Here is a 15,412-nt window from a genome sequence, read left to right as displayed (position 1 = left end):
AATATATATTTTTACAAAAACAGAAATAACTGGAACGCCAATGTTTTAAATTTTATCAAAATATAAAATACTTTTTTTATAAAAAATTAAAAAATTATATATAATTATAAAGCATTAAAAGCACAAGCCGTTTTAGCTCAGTTGGCAGAGCAACTGACTTGTAATCAGTAGGTCGTAGGTTCAAGTCCTATAAACGGCACCATATGCGCGAGTGGTGAAATTGGCAGACACGTTAGTTTTAGGCACTAATGCTTTACGGCGTGAGGGTTCAAGTCCCTCCTCGCGTACCATATCATTCATTTGTGGAGAAGACATTTAGTCTTCTTTTTTTATATAAAAAATTAATATTTTTTAAAAATCAAATATTCCGTTAAACTAATATATTATGAAAAAAATTAGATTATTTGAAATGTTTTCGGGAATTGGAAGTCAATATAAAGCCTTAAAAAATTTAGAAAAAAAATTAAAATTTAAAACCATTAGTTTGGGAGCTTGTGATTTTTATATAGATGCAATTATTTCATATATGATAATTCATTATGGAATTTTAGAAAAGGAAGTTAAGATTCCAGATGAGGAACAAATAGAAATATTGTCTAAAAATTCTTTTAGTTCTAATAGTAAGATACAAGTAAGCAGAAAATATTTTTCAAGAATAAGTAAGGAAAAATTAAATGCAATTTTCCCATATTTAAATGCTTTTATAAATAATAATTATTTTAGAAATGTTTATAACTTTTCTAATGATTCTTGAGAGAGAGAGAGAGAGAGACTTATTTAAGATTTTCTAATACTGACATAAAAACATTTAAAAAATTACCTAAAAATATTGATATTTTAACCTATTCTTTTCCTTGCCAAGATTTATCTCAACAAGGAAAACAAAAGGGAATAAGTAAAGAAACTAGAAGTGGGCTTTTATATGAAATTGAAAGAATCCTACAAAATAATAAAGATAGATTACCAAAAGTTTTATTACTTGAAAATGTAAAAGCTTTAACTACAAAAAAATTTATTAAGGATTTTAAAAATTGAATAAAAATTTTGGATGAACTTGGTTATGTAACAAAATGAAAAGTTCTAAATTCATCGGATTATAATAGTTTTCAAAATAGAGAGCGAGTTTTTGCAATTTCTTATTTAAATAAAAATTCTAACTTTGAATTTCCTAACAAAGTAACAAATAATAAGGATTTGTCAGAATTAATAAATATTAATAATGAAGGTAAAGATTTATCTAATTTGCTTTCTTATAAGAAGACGAATTTTTACAAAACTAATAAAGGTATTTTTAAAAGTAAATTTATTAATTATTCTAAATTTAATTCAGAAGCTTATTTATATTTACCTAAAGGCCTTGGACCAACGCTAACCGCATCAGGTGCTAATAGTCGATTAAAGTTTTATTTTGAATCAAAACAAATTATAAAAACTATGGATGAGCTTGAGGCTTATCAATATATGGGATTTAGTTTGGATGATGCCGTTGCTGTACAAAGTACAAAATTATTATCACGTGAAAAAATGATTTTTACTTGTGGTAATTCAATTTCTGTTGAAGTTTTAGAAGCATTATTTGAGGAGATTATCAAAAAATGTCTATAAACTGATTAAATATATGGGAAAGATGCAAAAAATATTCTTTTGATTTTATATCAAAAAACTATTATAATAATAATTCAAAAAGTTCTAAGTTCAAGGGTAAAATAGATTTATTATTTTCAGAGGATGAGAATTTTATTCTTTACTGGGAAATAAAATTTACAGAATTAGCAATAGATTTGTATACAACAAAATCATGATTTAAAGAAAAAAATAAAAACTTTAGATATAGAGAAAATTTGCTAGAATATATAAATAAAATGTGTAATAAGAATTACAGCCAAGAAGAAAGGCCTAAAAAAATATCTAATAAGACTATATTTCTTGGTAGTGATGAATTACGATTTGTAAATCAATGATTTAATTCTAAAGAATACCAGAGCACATTAAAAAATATAATTGCAATAATTAAAGGAAATAACCCCTGTGGTTCAGCAAAGAATCCTAATAATTCTGAAATGATATGAGACATAAGCGAAGAAAAGACTCGTTTTTCAAAATATAAAAATAACTTAATTATGTTGTTAGATGACATTTTTTATTTTGATAGAAGATATTCAGAAATTGATAAAGACGATTTGAAACAATTTAGAGAATTTGAAATTTCTCAAGATTTGCATAATTGATTAGATAAAATTTTAAACGAAAATAATCAGGGATCAATTAAAGAAGAAATTAGAAATTATATTAAATTTATAAATTCTGAAATTGAAAATAAAAAAAACACAATTGAAAATTTTAGTAAAAGAATTAAACAAGAAATAAATGAAACTAAAGTATTATTTAATGAAGCTAAAAAACAAATAAAAGCTGAAAGATCAAGAGTTTCAACAATAACAGTTAATGTTTTTGGAGATTCAGATGCTTCAGAAAATGCACATATTTATCAAATAAAAGATATTAATTATGACATTGAAAAAGAATTAGAAAAAATGCTTAATAATTTTAAGAAAAATAGTATATCTAAACATTCAAATAATAATATTTTTAAATGTTATAAAGATAAAATATCATTAGAATTTGATAGAATTATGAAAAAATTTAAATTATACGTTACTGATAAAGATAATCTGTTAAATTTAACAGCAACTGTACATAGGTTATATGATAAAGATTATTTTTATTATGATGAATCAGGAAAAATAATATTATTAAAGAAAATAAAGGAAAATGATCGTATTTTAATTGAGCTTTATAAACAAATTCCTAAAAATTGCTTATCTAAAAAAAGAAAAGAATATATAAGACTTAGAAATAACAATTTGTAATAATAAAAATCTCAAGATATTTATTAAACTTGAGATTTTTTGTTTTTTTAAAAAAAGTAATAAAAAAAATGCCTTATGGCATTCAAGGTGCATTTACAAATGGTGGAGAATGAGGGGCTCGAACCCACGACCCTCGCCTTGTAAGGGCGATGCTCTCCCAACTGAGCTAATTCTCCAAATGGTGACCCTAGCGGGACTCGAACCCACGCATGTATGGATGAAAACCATATGTGTTAACCACTTCACCATAGGGCCATAATGGCGCCGACTATTGGGATTGAACCAACGACCAACTGGTTAACAGCCAGCTGCTCTACCGCTGAGCTAAGTCGGCACTCATTTAACTAAATGCTTAATTATTATAACTTAAAAAAATAAATTGTTACAAAAAAAATATTTTTTTTAATAATTAATGGTTTAATCACCAACATAACTCAATTTATCAGCAATTATGGTGCTGGCTAGAGGGATCGAACCCCCGACCCACTGATTACGAATCAGTTGCTCTACCGACTGAGCTAAACCAGCATGTAAAGTATTTTAGCAAATTTTAAAATAAATTTAATAATTAAAATAGCAAATTTAAAACCAAAAATAGCAATTCTTTATTTTTTTTATAAAAAATATATTTTTTTTGTAATAACAAACTAAAAAAGTGTAAAATATGGTTGATAGTGGGAGGAAGTGGAAATGTATGGTAAATACGAACGAAGTTTAGATGACAAAAATCGTGTTGTTATTCCGCCAAAAATTCTAAGTGAATTAGGTGATGAGTTTTTTATCACCATCGGATTTGACAAACAGTTAATTCTTAGAGATAAAAAAGAATTTGAAAAACTAAAATCTAGACTTGATGAAAATAATTCCCTAAATAAAGATTTAAGAGAATTAAGCAGATTTATTTTTGCTAACACCGAATTAGTTAGCCCAGATAAATTAAATCGTATTATTATTCCTAAACATTTAACCTTAAAAACTGCTATCAAAAAAGATGTTGTATTCATTGGTTCAGGTAACATTTGCGAATTATTTGCAAAAGAAATTTATGATGCAAAAGAAAGTTATTTTGAAGAAGAATCAAACATCGATGATCTAGCTCAAAAATTATTTGAACAAGGAGTTAAGTTATAGAATCACATATCCCCGTTTTGCTTAATGAAGTAGTTAACTCATTAGAAATTAAAAAAGACGGGATTTATCTAGATTTAACTTTAGGTCGAGCAGGTCATAGTGTTGAAATTCTTAAAAAAATAAAAGAAAACGGCTCAGGTTATTTAATTTGTTTTGATAAAGATATTGAAGCAATTAATGAATCTGATCCAAAACTTAAGCAAATTAGTAATTCTTATAAATTAATAAAAAGTGATTTTAGATTTCTTAAAGAAGAACTAAAAAAAATAAATATTGAAAAAGTTGATGGAATTTTAGCGGATTTAGGCGTTTCAAGTCCTCAGCTTGATAAAATCGAGCGTGGTTTTTCATATTCACAAAATACAAAATTGGATATGAGAATGGACTTGGAATCAAAATTGGATGCCAATATAATAATTAATGAATGAGAAGAAGAAAAAATAGCTCAGATTTTATATGAATATGGTGATGTAAAATTGGCTAGAACAGTTGCGAAATCAATCGTAAAAAATCGCCCTATTTCTACTTCATTTGAATTAAATGAAATTATTAGAAACGCATTACCAGCTAAAATAGTTCGCCAGAAAAATCCATCAAAAGCAATTTTTCAAGCATTAAGAATTGCGGTTAATGATGAACTAAATGCACTAGATGATTTATTAAATCAAATTAATGATTTATTAAATGTAAATGGAAAATTAGCAATTATTACTTTTCATAGTAAAGAAGATGCAAAAGTAAAAAAATTTTTCCAAAATCTTAACTACACCGATCCGAAATTAAAAAAACTTCCGATTCAAACAGAAGTGAAGTGAAAACAAAAAATCATTTTTCCTTCTGAAAAAGAATTGGAAATAAATAAAAGATCTCATAGTGCGAAGTTGAGAGTTATAACAAAATTAGGTTAAATTATGAAAAAGAGTGTTATTGTTGCTTATAAATTTAAAGTAAATATATTTTCCGTAGAAGTTATCGAAAAAAGCTTATATGGAAATATTTTGGTTTATAAAAAAGAAACAAATAACACCTCATTTAACCTTTTTAATTTAGATAGTTTTATTAAATCAACAAAAAAAGAAATTGAAAAAACAATTGCTTCAAAAATAAATGATGTAGTTGTTATTGTTCAAAATTCCTCAGATTTATCAATTCATAAAAAAATTATTTTAAATAAATCTAATACTTCTAATTTAACTGAATTAGATATAGCTAAAAAACTTTATCAATTAGAAAAAGCTAACAAACTATACTTATTTGATTATTCATACATTGAACAAAAACAAAATGAAAACTTTATTAATTTAAGTATGCTTGATTGAAACAAAGCAAAAAATATCTTTAATTTATTTATAAAAAATGATTTAAATGTTTTAAGAATATATGATTATGATTTCCTAAATAATATTTCTTTAGATTATAAAAAAGAAAAAGGAGTAGCTACCTTAGTTTCTTTTGAAGATCTTAGCTTGAAAATTGAAATATTAAAAAATAATATTTGTATATTTAAAAAAGAATTAAAAATGGGAATTAATTTTTTAATTAAATTAATTGCAGACCATTTAAAAATAAGTGAAAATCGAGCAAAAATAGAATTTAATTTATGAACTTTAAACTTGCATGCAGGGGATAGTAAAGAAATTGAATTTTTAGTAAAAAAATACTTATTTTTAGTTGAAAAAGAATGTTTAAACTTTAATATGAAATTATTAGAAAATCAAAATGTTAAATTTATTTGCCCAAATTCTAAAATTGCAAGTATTTTTAACAAATTTGAGAATCAAATAACTAAGTTAATTAGCTTTAATAAGGAAAATATTTATTTAAATGAAATTATTAGTAATGAAATGCAAGGTATTATTAGCTTAATTGATAATAATGCACAAAACACTATTAAAGAAATGACTATTACATCTGAATTATTTGTATTAGATACATATAATTTAGAAAATAAAAATTATTCATTTAATTACAACAAATAAAAAATAATTACTTATATAATTTAATTTATTTGAGTTTAGTTTTATTTTTAAGGAGGCTAACCATGGCAGATTTAGAAAATTTTAATTCTGTTGCAAAAATTAAAGTTATCGGCGTCGGTGGTGGCGGTAATAATAGTATTCAAAGCATTTTAGATACTAAAATTGATGGATTAGAGTTTATTGTAGCTAATACGGATAAACAAATTTTGGATAAATTTGATAAGTCTCTTACTTTACAATTAGGAGATAAAAGAGGAATAGGCGCTGGAGCTAACCCTGAAGTGGGTAAAGCCGCTGCTGAACATTCTGCGCAAGAAATTAAAGAAAAAATTAAAAATGCTAATTTAGTTGTTATTACAGCGGGAATGGGTGGTGGAACCGGAACTGGTGCTGCACCTGTGATTGCGAAATTAGCAAAAGAGCAAAATTCTTTAGTAATTGCGATTGTTACAACTCCTTTTTCTTTTGAAGGAACAAAAAGAAATCAAATTGCTTTAAAAGGAATAGAAGAGTTAAAAAAATACGTTGATTCTTATATTATTATTTCAAATGACAAATTAAAAGACAAATTTGGAGAAATTTCTTTTAAAGATGCTTTTAAGGTTGCAGATAATATTGTTAAACAATTTATTAGAACTGTTGTAGATATTATAGCTGTACCTGGTTTAATTAATTTAGACTTAGCAGATTTAGAAACTTTAATTAAAAACTGTGGCGAAACTATTGTTGGTATTGGAAATGCCAACGGTGAAAATGCCGCAAAACAAGCAATGCATCGCGCTATAAATAGCCCAATTATTGATAGCAATATTAAGGGTGTTACAAAAGCAATTGTTTACTTTTCATCATCTAAAAATAGTACAATCAATGACTTTCAAGAAGCAATAAATGAGCTAAAAAGCATTGCAGGTGAAAATGTTGATGTTATCTTTGGTGTTGGATCACCAGCTAGTGAAGAAGCAGAAAAACTAGGTGAAATTTATGTATCTGTAATAGCTACAGGAATTAAGAAAGCCGAAAATGAAAACGATTTTAAGTTAACAGAAGAACAAGTTACTCAAAAACGTTATAACGAGGATGATACACAAGAATACTTAACACTTTCTAATTACTCATCTTCAAAAAATAAATCATACTTAAGTGAAAATGATATTAGCAATATTGAAAATGATGAACTACTTTATAAATAATTTATTAGTAAAATGATGTAAGAAATTTTATTAGCATAAATAAATTATTAATAATGTATTAATCAAAAAAGAGGCACCCGCCTCTTTTTATATTATAATTTTTGAATTATGTATAAATTTTTTGCTTATCAAAAAGAAAAAGAGTATTTTATATTAGACGAAGATGTTTTAAAACATTTAAAAGTAATAAGAATTAAAGATCAAGATTTTTTAATTAATTATCAAGATGAGTTTTATTTATGTAATTTTATTTTTCCTAATAAGGCTTTAATTAAAGAAAAAATTTCAACTAATAATGAGTTGGATTTTGATGTTGTGGTCGCTATACCATTAATTAAACAAAACCATTTTGAAATTGCATTACAAAAATCCGTTGAACTAGGTGCAACTAAGATAATTCCGTTTATTTCTGAATATACAGATAAAACTAATATTCAAATTGATAATAAATTACCGCGTTTTAGAAAAATAATTTTGGAAGCCGCTCAACAGTCTTTTCGTAACAAAATTCCAGTTTTAGAAAAAGTTTTAAAATTTGAAGATCTCATGAATTTAGATATTACAAATAAAATTCTTGCTTATGAAAATGAAAAAGCAACTAAAATTGAAAAAGTAAATAAAAATACTTTATTAATAGTAGGACCTGAGGGTGGTTTTTCTAAAAAAGAAATAGATTTAGCAACTCAAAATAATGTCAAAATTGTTGCACTAACAAAAACTATTTTAAGAGCAGAAACAGCAATTATTTATATGCTGGTAAAAATAAATTAAATAAAAATTTTTTTGTTATAATAGATAAGCATAAATTTAAATTGCAATTTAATTAAATCAAAAATATATTTACATTTAGAAAGAGAAAGTATGCGTCAAACAACAATTATTAGAAAAGAATTAGTTGACAAAAAGTGATACATCATCGATGCAGCCAACGTACCTTTAGGTAGACTTTCAACTCTTGTAGCTTCAATCCTTCGTGGAAAAAATAAACCAACATTTACACCAAATGTTGATATGGGCGACAATGTAGTTGTTATTAATGCAAAAGATGTTCTTTTAACAGCTAAAAAAGATGAAAAGAAAATTTACTACCACCACACTGGATATCCTGGTGGATTAAAACAAATTACTGCTGCTGATTTAAGAGCTAAAAAACCAGAAGCTTTAGTAGAAAAAGCAGTTAGAGGTATGTTACCTCATACAAAACTAGGCCGTAAACAATTTAAAAATCTATATGTTTATGCAAACGCAGAACATAAACAAGTATCACAACAACCAACATTAATCGAGGTTAAATAATGGCAGATAAAATTAGATACTATGGTCTAGGTCGTCGTAAATCATCTGTTGCCAGAGTTTACTTAATTCCTGGAAAAGGTAGTTTTGTAATTAATGGTAAAGAAGCAAGACAATATTTAAATTCAGATATTTTATTAAAAGATGCTTTAAGTCCATTTACCGTAACTGAAACAACAAATCAATTTGATGTTTTTGCAAATGTTAACGGTGGTGGTCTAACAGGTCAAGCTGGTGCTATCAGATTAGGTATTGCCAGAGGACTTTTAGAAGCTTCAAATAATGAATATCGTAACAAATTAAAAGATGCCGGTTTCTTAACAAGAGATGCTCGTGTTAAAGAACGTAAAAAATTCGGTTTGAGAAAAGCAAGAAGAGCAAGACAATTTTCAAAACGTTAATTTTTTTTGTGGTATACTTATATGGGTTTTATCCCATTGTAATGCGAGCGTAGCTCAGCTGGTTAGAGCACACGACTGATAATCGTGAGGTCGATGGTTCAAGTCCATTCGTTCGCACCATTTCAAGAAATTGATCATTAAACACGCATAAGCGTGTTTTTATTTTATTTATTAATAATTGTTTTATAATTAATTAAAATGTTTTGACTTAAGGTGGAAATATGTGATGAATGTTATTATTAATTCTTCCAGTTATTATTATTTTTATAATTATCATTATTTCTATTGTTAGATTCAAGAAGAAACTTAATTCTGATAAAGAAATACAAAAAAATAATCAAGATACCGTAGAAAAAAATGTTATTGAGGACAAAGAAGTTACTGTTGATGAAATAATTTCATCTGTTTTTTATGATAATGTTTTGCCAAAGGAAGAATATAGTAAAGTTGAAGATTTTTTTAGCCCGAAAGAATTTCTAGAAAGAGAGAAGAAAAATATTTGGGTTAAAAGATATTATCAAGTAATTGAAATTATGGAAAAAAAGGGAGCTATCATCGGACCTTATAATGAAATTAGAATATCTGATTATTATACTAATTTTAAAAATGAAATAGGCCAATGAAATTATTGCCGTCATCATATAGACGAAATAAGAATAAGTGCCCAAGAATTTAGCTCTAAAGAATCTGGTATGTATGAATACTATAAGATATCAGAAAGTATATTAATTAATTTTGATCAACATTTATTTTTGCATTACTTAATAATCATGGCCAAAACGACTTCTCCTAATGATAATATGTTATACCAGCTTAATAGAACTTTTGATGATGATAAGAAAAGTTTTGAATACTGGGATAATATTATTCAAAAATATTGTCAAGAATATGCTATTCCTTATCGAAAAACTTGACGTAATAATTTAAAAAAACAGAGTATAGAAAATTAATATTTAATTATAGCCGCTTAATGAAAAATGAAGATATTTATTAAAAAGTGTTATACTTATATCGATTAAAAATTATTCCTTGGTAATAATTAAGATTATTGCTAGGTTATGAAAGGATCAAAACATGGTTTCAAAACAAAGAAAAAGCGAATTAGTTAAACAATTTGGTAGAAATGACAAAGATACAGGTTATCTTCCTGTACAAATTGCAATTCTTACTGAAGATATTGAATCATTAAAAAAACACTTCGCTGTAAATAAAAAAGACTTACATTCAATGCGTGGATTTATGGCTAAGGTTAACCACCGTAAAGCTCTATTAAGCCACTTAAAGGATGAAGATTACACTTTATACCAAACAACCATTAAAGCTCTAAATATTAGAAAATAATTTTAATATTTTAAGCTTAAAACTCAACACGAAACGTTGAGTTTTATTTTTTTATCTAAAATTGATTTAAAAAAAATAATTTAATTGCTATGATTTTAAATTCCAATTGTTAATCAACTTTATTTTTTACTATTTATAGTAAAATTTTTACTATGATTAACATTATTTTATATCAACCAGAAATAAGCCCTAATACCGCAAACATAATTAGAACATGCTTTGCCGGAAAGGCTAAACTTCATATCATCAAGCCTATTGCTTTTGATTTGCACCCGCATTGATTAAAAAGAAAAGCAGCTGGTCATTTTTTAAGTGAAATACAACATGAAATTCATGAAAGTTATGATAAATTTATAGAAAAATATCCAGATAAAAACGTTTTTTATATTACGCGTTACGGACTTCACAATTATGCTGAAATTAACTATAATAAAGTTTTGAAGAAAGAAAAAGAAATTTGAGTAATGTTTGGAACTGAAAGTACAGGAATTCCCAAAAGAATTATGCAAGGCAAAATTGCAAACTGTTTAAGAATTCCAATGAATGCGCAATGCCGAAGCTTAAATTTAGCTAATTCTGTTGCTATTGTATTATATGAAATTTTACGTCAAAATAACTTTGAAGATCTATCAGTTTATGAGGTTCAAAAAGGTAAAGATTTTATTCTAAAAAAAGATTAAAAAAGGATTAACATGATTCATTGATTTCCTGGTCATATGGCCAAACAATTTAGACTTTTACAAGAAAAGCAAAAGCTTTTTGATTTATTTATCGTTGTAATGGATGCAAGACTTCCTAAAAGCTCTTTTAATGAAGAGATTTTTAAACTTATTAATAATAAGCCAATTTTATTTGTTTTTAATAAGGCGGATAAAACTAATTTAGCTAAATTGAATCCTTTTTTAGAAAAGTACCAAAAACGTGGACAAGTTGTTATAACTAATTTAAAAAACAAAGACGGATATGCCAAAATTAATAATGCATTAAATAAAGAATTTTTAAAATTTAAGACTAAAAATGATCTAAAAGGAAAATTAACACCTGCTTTAAAGTGTGTTGTTTTAGGCGTGCCTAATGTTGGTAAATCTACTTTAATTAATACTATGTCTAAATCTAAATCAACTAAAGTAGGAGCGATAGCAGGTATAACTAGATCAGAACAATGAATTAATTGCAAACACTATATGTTATTAGATACACCCGGCTTATTAATGCCTAAAATTGAAAGTGATGAAACTGGTGCAAAACTTGCTATTGTTGGATCAATTAGACAAGAAGCGATTGATATTAATGAGTTAATAGTTGCTTTATATCGATTAATGTCAAAATATTATCCTGAGAAACTAACAGAAATTAAATTAGAACCTACTTTTAACGAGGAAGAAATTTTTGATAACCTTGCAAAGTACGCCCAAATTAATAATTTACTTCTTAAAAATGGTGTTTATGACATTAAAAAGGGAATAAATATGTTAATTAATTATTTCAAAAATTTAAATAATGTAATTTTTGATGTATATGAGGAAGGTAAATAAAAATGACTGACAAAAATACTTCGAAAATTAGAATTAATTATATCGCATTAGGTGATGCTTTTGCTTCGGGATTTAATTCAAAAGTTGGATTTCCTACTAACGGATTTTTAAATCAAGACGGAAAAATTTTAGGTTTATGCTATCCTTCAACACTTGCTAATTTAATTAAGAATAATGACAATTTAGAACTAACTAGTTTTTACAACTTTTCTGTTATTAATGGATCAATAGATTTTTTAAAGGCTTTCTACACAAATGATAAAAAAACATTAAAAAAAATGTCTAATAAAATCGACTTAATTCAATCAATAGATTGATTTTCAGCTAATATATTTGAAAACTATTTTTCAAAATTTTTAAAGGACTGAAATATAGATAAAAATGATTTTAGTTTTTTTTCAAAAAAAATAAAAGAAGCAAATTTAATAAGTATAACAACAGGTTTTTATGATTTCTTTTCTAATTTACCTTTAAAAGAAATTTTTTCTTTGCATAAGTTAAATTCAAAAGAAAGAGATGATCAAATAAAGCAAATTCAACAACTTGTTTCAAATGTGAGAATAGATGTTGAACAAAAATTAATAAATTTTATAGCAACGATAAAATCAGTTAATAATAAAGCAAAAATAATTACGACAAATTATTCACCTTTATTACTTAATTTAAAAGATACGATTTTGTCATTTACTAACATAACTCTAAAAGAACGTTTTGATATTTATTCTTATTTACAAAATACATTAAGCGAATCTATCAAAAACGCCGCGATAAAAAATTCAATAGATTTTATTGATATTAATGATAAAAAATATTGAGAAGAAAATAAGAGTTATTTATTTGAAAATATTTTTTCAATTTATCCAACTGAAAAAGGTTATAAGAAAGTTGGAATGGACATTTATACGAAATTATTTTTTAATAAAAAGCATTTTTTATTGGATTTAAATAATTTGACATTTAAAGATAAATATATTTCTGATCAAAATTATTGAATGGATGATGTGAAATATTATATGTCTATTTCTAATAGTTCTAATAATTATGATTTATTCAATAGTGTTTACGGTAGAAATAAAAATGAGAATGTTTTTGTTCCAAATAGTTCAGAGACATACTTTAATAGTAATCTTGATAAGAAAAACCGCGTCACTGATTTTTGATCTTTATTTATAAGATATAGTAAATTTCCAATTAAAGATATTTCAAAAAAATTTATTATTGAAAAATTTTTAAAAGCACCTGAAGAGTATGAAAGTGTTAATAAAATTTTAGAATTTTTAAATAATGAACAAAGATCAAAAGAAGCTATTTTGATTTTGCTAAAGGATCAAAAAGTCGATAATATTCTTTATATTATCGAACAATCTTTGATTGCAAAAAAACATAATGAAGCCTTTTATATAGATTATGAATTAATTAAAAAAGAAATTAATTCAATTTTCAAACAAGAACAAAATTTAGTTTATGATGTTTTTAAAAACTTTTTTAGCTCAGGTTTAATTAATGATTCAAAAGCTGAAATTAAAGAAATTACAAAAGCGATTTTTAGTGATGCTTTAAATACTAGTCTATTAAGTTATTTATTTAATATAAAAAATGATAAACGGTTTAATAAAATAAAAAAATATCTTTCAAGCTTAAATACATTTAAGGAATTTATCGATTTCTTTATCGAATCACTAATTAATTATTCAGATATTTATGTTAAGTTAAAAAACTTTGATGAACTTTGAAAACATTTTATTATTAAAAATAAATATAATTTATTATTTCTTTTTGACAAAATGTTAGTTGAATTAACTAACGATGATAATATTAATAATACCGTTGATTTCTTTATATCAACAATTAAGAATTCGATTCGTTTAGAATTAGATTCAAAAGACTATAAGGCATTAAAAAATGCTATTAATAATGTTTTAAATATTTGTAAGAATCACCCTAAATATTTAAATAATATTTTCTTAAAATTTCTTGATAACGCTAAAAAGATTTCAATATATGACTTAATTTTTCAACTTAAAACAAGGAAAGAAAAACTATTTAAGAAATCAAACCTTATCTCAATAAATATCTTTTTTATTACTGGTGTAAAATTATTGAAAAATCTTTTTATCATTAAAAAGATAATTAAGAAAAATAAACTATAAAAATAAAACCCCTGAGATTTTTTCTCGGGAGTTTTATTTTTCTATCCTAAAATTCCGTTTTTAATTTGTGGATTTGAACCCATTTCTTTCATTTGTTTTGACATTCTTTCAAAATCATTTATTAGCATATTGTATTCTCTTGCGCTTCTTCCTGATCCTTTGATAATTCTGTCTTTTCTAGTTGGATTTTTTAAAAGTTTAGGGTTCTTTTTTTCTAAGTCAGTCATTGAATTAATTAAATAAGTATAAACCTTAAATTTATTTTCGGCCTCATCTATTTTTTCGTCACTAACTTTATCAGCCATACCAGGAATTAATTTAAGTATAGCTTTCATTTTACCTAATTTTTTAATTTGAGATAAAGAGTTCATTAAATCGTTAAGATCGAATTTACCGCTAATCATTTTATAGCCAATTTTTTTCATCATTTTTTCATCAACTTCTTCCGAAGCTTTTTCGATTAATGATAAAACATCACCCATTCCTAAGATTCTGTCAGCCATTCTGTCAGGATAAAATAGTTCTAATCCAGTAATTTTTTCACTTACCCCGATAAATGCAATCGGAACTTGTAGTAAATGAGTAATAGATAACGCAGCACCACCTCTAGCATCAGAATCTAGTTTGGTTATAATTGTTCCACTTAGATTTAGTTCTTCATGAAACTTTTTAGCTGTATTAATAACATCTTGACCACTCATTGAATCAACAATTAAGAAAATATAATCAGGTTTAATTTTACTTTTTATATTCTTTAATTCATCCATTAGTTGTTCATCAATTGCTAAACGGCCGGCGGTATCAATAATAACTAAATCGTTTTTATGCTCTTCAGCAGCTTCAATTGCTTGTGTTGCTATTAATAAGGCATCATTTTCACTCTTTGTGTAAAAGTCTGTTTGCGTTTGTTTTGCAAGTTGTTCTAATTGATCTCTAGCTGCTGGACGATAAATATCATCTCCGACTAATAAAGGTTTTTTAAAAATGCCTTTCTTTCTAAAGTAAACTGCTAATTTTGCTGAAGTTGTAGTTTTACCAGAACCTTGTAATCCAACCATCATTATTTTTGTTGGATAAGACTTGGGCTTAATTTCAATTGTTTTATTCCCTAGTATTGTTGTTAATTCGTCTTTAAATATTTTTAAAACTGTTTGTTGTTGGTTTAATTTACCAATAATTTGACTATTTAAAGCCTTTTCCTTTACTTGTTTAATAAAAGATTTAACAACTTCTAAATTAACGTCGGCCTCCAACAACGCCAATTTAACTTCGCGTAAAATTTCTAAAATATCTTCCTCATTAATTGATAATTTTTTGTTAATTTTATCAATTGATTTTTGAATTCTTTTTTGTATAAAATCTAGCATGTATTTATTATAATATAATAAATTAAAATAAAAACGCCATTAAGGCATTTTTTACTTATATCATTTGTTTTTAACAAAAATTTGGCATTGTTAATATTATATAGCCATAAACCATTCCAATAATTATTCCAATTAATGCTAATAAGCCAAATATG

General features: G+C 25.3%; 16 protein-coding genes and 7 tRNA genes. 18 read left to right on the top strand and 5 right to left on the bottom strand.

What is annotated here, in order from left to right; translation table 4 throughout:
* Positions 1–126 precede the first annotated feature (126 nt).
* The 5 genes from ACQW0Y_RS01775 (at position 127) to ACQW0Y_RS01755 (ending at position 2,870) form a co-directional block, all read left to right on the top strand.
* Positions 127–202, top strand: a tRNA-Thr gene (locus ACQW0Y_RS01775).
* 3 nt (positions 203–205) lie between these two features.
* A tRNA-Leu gene (locus ACQW0Y_RS01770) sits at positions 206–290 on the top strand.
* A gap of 95 nt (positions 291–385) precedes the next feature.
* Complete coding sequence (gene dcm_N, locus ACQW0Y_RS01765) at positions 386–781, top strand: DNA (cytosine-5-)-methyltransferase N-terminal subunit (RefSeq protein ID WP_427867465.1); 396 nt, start codon at positions 386–388, stop codon at positions 779–781.
* A complete protein-coding gene (gene dcm, locus ACQW0Y_RS01760) occupies positions 751–1,605 on the top strand; it encodes a DNA (cytosine-5-)-methyltransferase (protein ID WP_427867464.1) in 855 nt (284 codons plus the stop codon). Before dcm_N ends, dcm begins: the two co-directional genes overlap by 31 nt.
* Entirely contained in the window at positions 1,596–2,870 is a 1,275-nt protein-coding gene (locus tag ACQW0Y_RS01755) for an MAG4270 family putative restriction endonuclease (RefSeq protein ID WP_427867463.1), read from the top strand. Before dcm ends, ACQW0Y_RS01755 begins: the two co-directional genes overlap by 10 nt.
* Positions 2,871–2,970: 100 nt before the next feature.
* Here the strand turns inward: ACQW0Y_RS01755 and ACQW0Y_RS01750 are convergent.
* From ACQW0Y_RS01750 to ACQW0Y_RS01735, 4 genes are all read right to left on the bottom strand, one after another.
* Positions 2,971–3,046, bottom strand: a tRNA-Val gene (locus tag ACQW0Y_RS01750).
* Positions 3,047–3,049: 3 nt separating this feature from the next.
* Positions 3,050–3,125: transfer RNA gene (locus tag ACQW0Y_RS01745), tRNA-Glu, on the bottom strand.
* A gap of 4 nt (positions 3,126–3,129) precedes the next feature.
* Positions 3,130–3,204 (bottom strand) — tRNA-Asn (locus ACQW0Y_RS01740).
* A gap of 118 nt (positions 3,205–3,322) precedes the next feature.
* Positions 3,323–3,398, bottom strand: a tRNA-Thr gene (locus tag ACQW0Y_RS01735).
* Positions 3,399–3,560: 162 nt separating this feature from the next.
* Between ACQW0Y_RS01735 and ACQW0Y_RS01730 the strand changes: the two genes are divergently transcribed.
* The 13 genes from ACQW0Y_RS01730 (at position 3,561) to ACQW0Y_RS01670 (ending at position 13,890) form a co-directional block, all read left to right on the top strand.
* On the top strand, positions 3,561–4,001 hold the full coding sequence (locus ACQW0Y_RS01730) for a division/cell wall cluster transcriptional repressor MraZ (protein ID WP_109246692.1): 441 nt from the start codon (positions 3,561–3,563) through the stop codon (positions 3,999–4,001).
* Positions 3,998–4,909: a 16S rRNA (cytosine(1402)-N(4))-methyltransferase RsmH gene (gene rsmH, locus ACQW0Y_RS01725; RefSeq protein ID WP_427867467.1), complete on the top strand. Its 912-nt coding sequence runs from the start codon at positions 3,998–4,000 to the stop codon at positions 4,907–4,909. The genes ACQW0Y_RS01730 and rsmH overlap by 4 nt, the downstream gene beginning before the upstream one ends.
* A gap of 3 nt (positions 4,910–4,912) precedes the next feature.
* Positions 4,913–5,980: a hypothetical protein gene (locus ACQW0Y_RS01720; RefSeq protein WP_427867462.1), complete on the top strand. Its 1,068-nt coding sequence runs from the start codon at positions 4,913–4,915 to the stop codon at positions 5,978–5,980.
* A 62-nt stretch (positions 5,981–6,042) separates the two neighbouring features.
* The gene (gene ftsZ / locus ACQW0Y_RS01715; RefSeq protein WP_427867461.1) at positions 6,043–7,170 is read left to right on the top strand and encodes a cell division protein FtsZ; all 1,128 of its coding nucleotides are present in this window, start codon (positions 6,043–6,045) and stop codon (positions 7,168–7,170) included.
* A 108-nt stretch (positions 7,171–7,278) separates the two neighbouring features.
* Positions 7,279–7,941, top strand: a complete 663-nt coding sequence (locus tag ACQW0Y_RS01710; RefSeq protein ID WP_427867460.1) for a 16S rRNA (uracil(1498)-N(3))-methyltransferase — start codon at positions 7,279–7,281, stop codon at positions 7,939–7,941.
* 90 nt (positions 7,942–8,031) lie between these two features.
* Positions 8,032–8,466, top strand: a complete 435-nt coding sequence (gene rplM, locus ACQW0Y_RS01705; RefSeq protein ID WP_427867459.1) for a 50S ribosomal protein L13 — start codon at positions 8,032–8,034, stop codon at positions 8,464–8,466.
* The gene (gene rpsI / locus ACQW0Y_RS01700) at positions 8,466–8,864 is read left to right on the top strand and encodes a 30S ribosomal protein S9 (protein WP_057247583.1); all 399 of its coding nucleotides are present in this window, start codon (positions 8,466–8,468) and stop codon (positions 8,862–8,864) included. Before rplM ends, rpsI begins: the two co-directional genes overlap by 1 nt.
* 43 nt (positions 8,865–8,907) lie before the next feature.
* Positions 8,908–8,984 (top strand) — tRNA-Ile (locus tag ACQW0Y_RS01695).
* Positions 8,985–9,094: 110 nt separating this feature from the next.
* Positions 9,095–9,814 (top strand): hypothetical protein, encoded by a 720-nt coding sequence (locus ACQW0Y_RS01690; RefSeq protein WP_427867458.1) that lies wholly within the window; start codon positions 9,095–9,097, stop codon positions 9,812–9,814.
* Positions 9,815–9,938: 124 nt separating this feature from the next.
* Complete coding sequence (rpsO, locus tag ACQW0Y_RS01685; protein WP_004414576.1) at positions 9,939–10,205, top strand: 30S ribosomal protein S15; 267 nt, start codon at positions 9,939–9,941, stop codon at positions 10,203–10,205.
* Positions 10,206–10,357: 152 nt separating this feature from the next.
* Positions 10,358–10,885, top strand: coding sequence for a tRNA (cytidine(34)-2'-O)-methyltransferase (locus ACQW0Y_RS01680; RefSeq protein ID WP_427867457.1), 528 nt, complete (start codon positions 10,358–10,360; stop codon positions 10,883–10,885).
* Between the two features lie 12 nt (positions 10,886–10,897).
* The gene (ylqF, locus tag ACQW0Y_RS01675) at positions 10,898–11,740 is read left to right on the top strand and encodes a ribosome biogenesis GTPase YlqF (protein ID WP_427867456.1); all 843 of its coding nucleotides are present in this window, start codon (positions 10,898–10,900) and stop codon (positions 11,738–11,740) included.
* Between the two features lie 2 nt (positions 11,741–11,742).
* Positions 11,743–13,890, top strand: coding sequence for an SGNH/GDSL hydrolase family protein (locus ACQW0Y_RS01670; RefSeq protein WP_427867455.1), 2,148 nt, complete (start codon positions 11,743–11,745; stop codon positions 13,888–13,890).
* 41 nt (positions 13,891–13,931) lie between these two features.
* Here ACQW0Y_RS01670 and ffh read toward each other — a convergent pair whose 3' ends face one another.
* On the bottom strand, positions 13,932–15,257 hold the full coding sequence (ffh, locus tag ACQW0Y_RS01665) for a signal recognition particle protein (RefSeq protein ID WP_427867454.1): 1,326 nt from the start codon (positions 15,255–15,257) through the stop codon (positions 13,932–13,934).
* Positions 15,258–15,412 lie beyond the last annotated feature (155 nt).

The organism is Mycoplasmopsis arginini (assembly GCF_965278885.1).
In the GTDB taxonomy this organism is placed as follows: domain Bacteria; phylum Bacillota_I; class Bacilli_A; order Mycoplasmatales; family Metamycoplasmataceae; genus Metamycoplasma; species Metamycoplasma arginini_B.
Note: the sequence above shows the minus strand (reverse complement) of the source record. Positions and strands in the feature narration are given on the sequence as shown.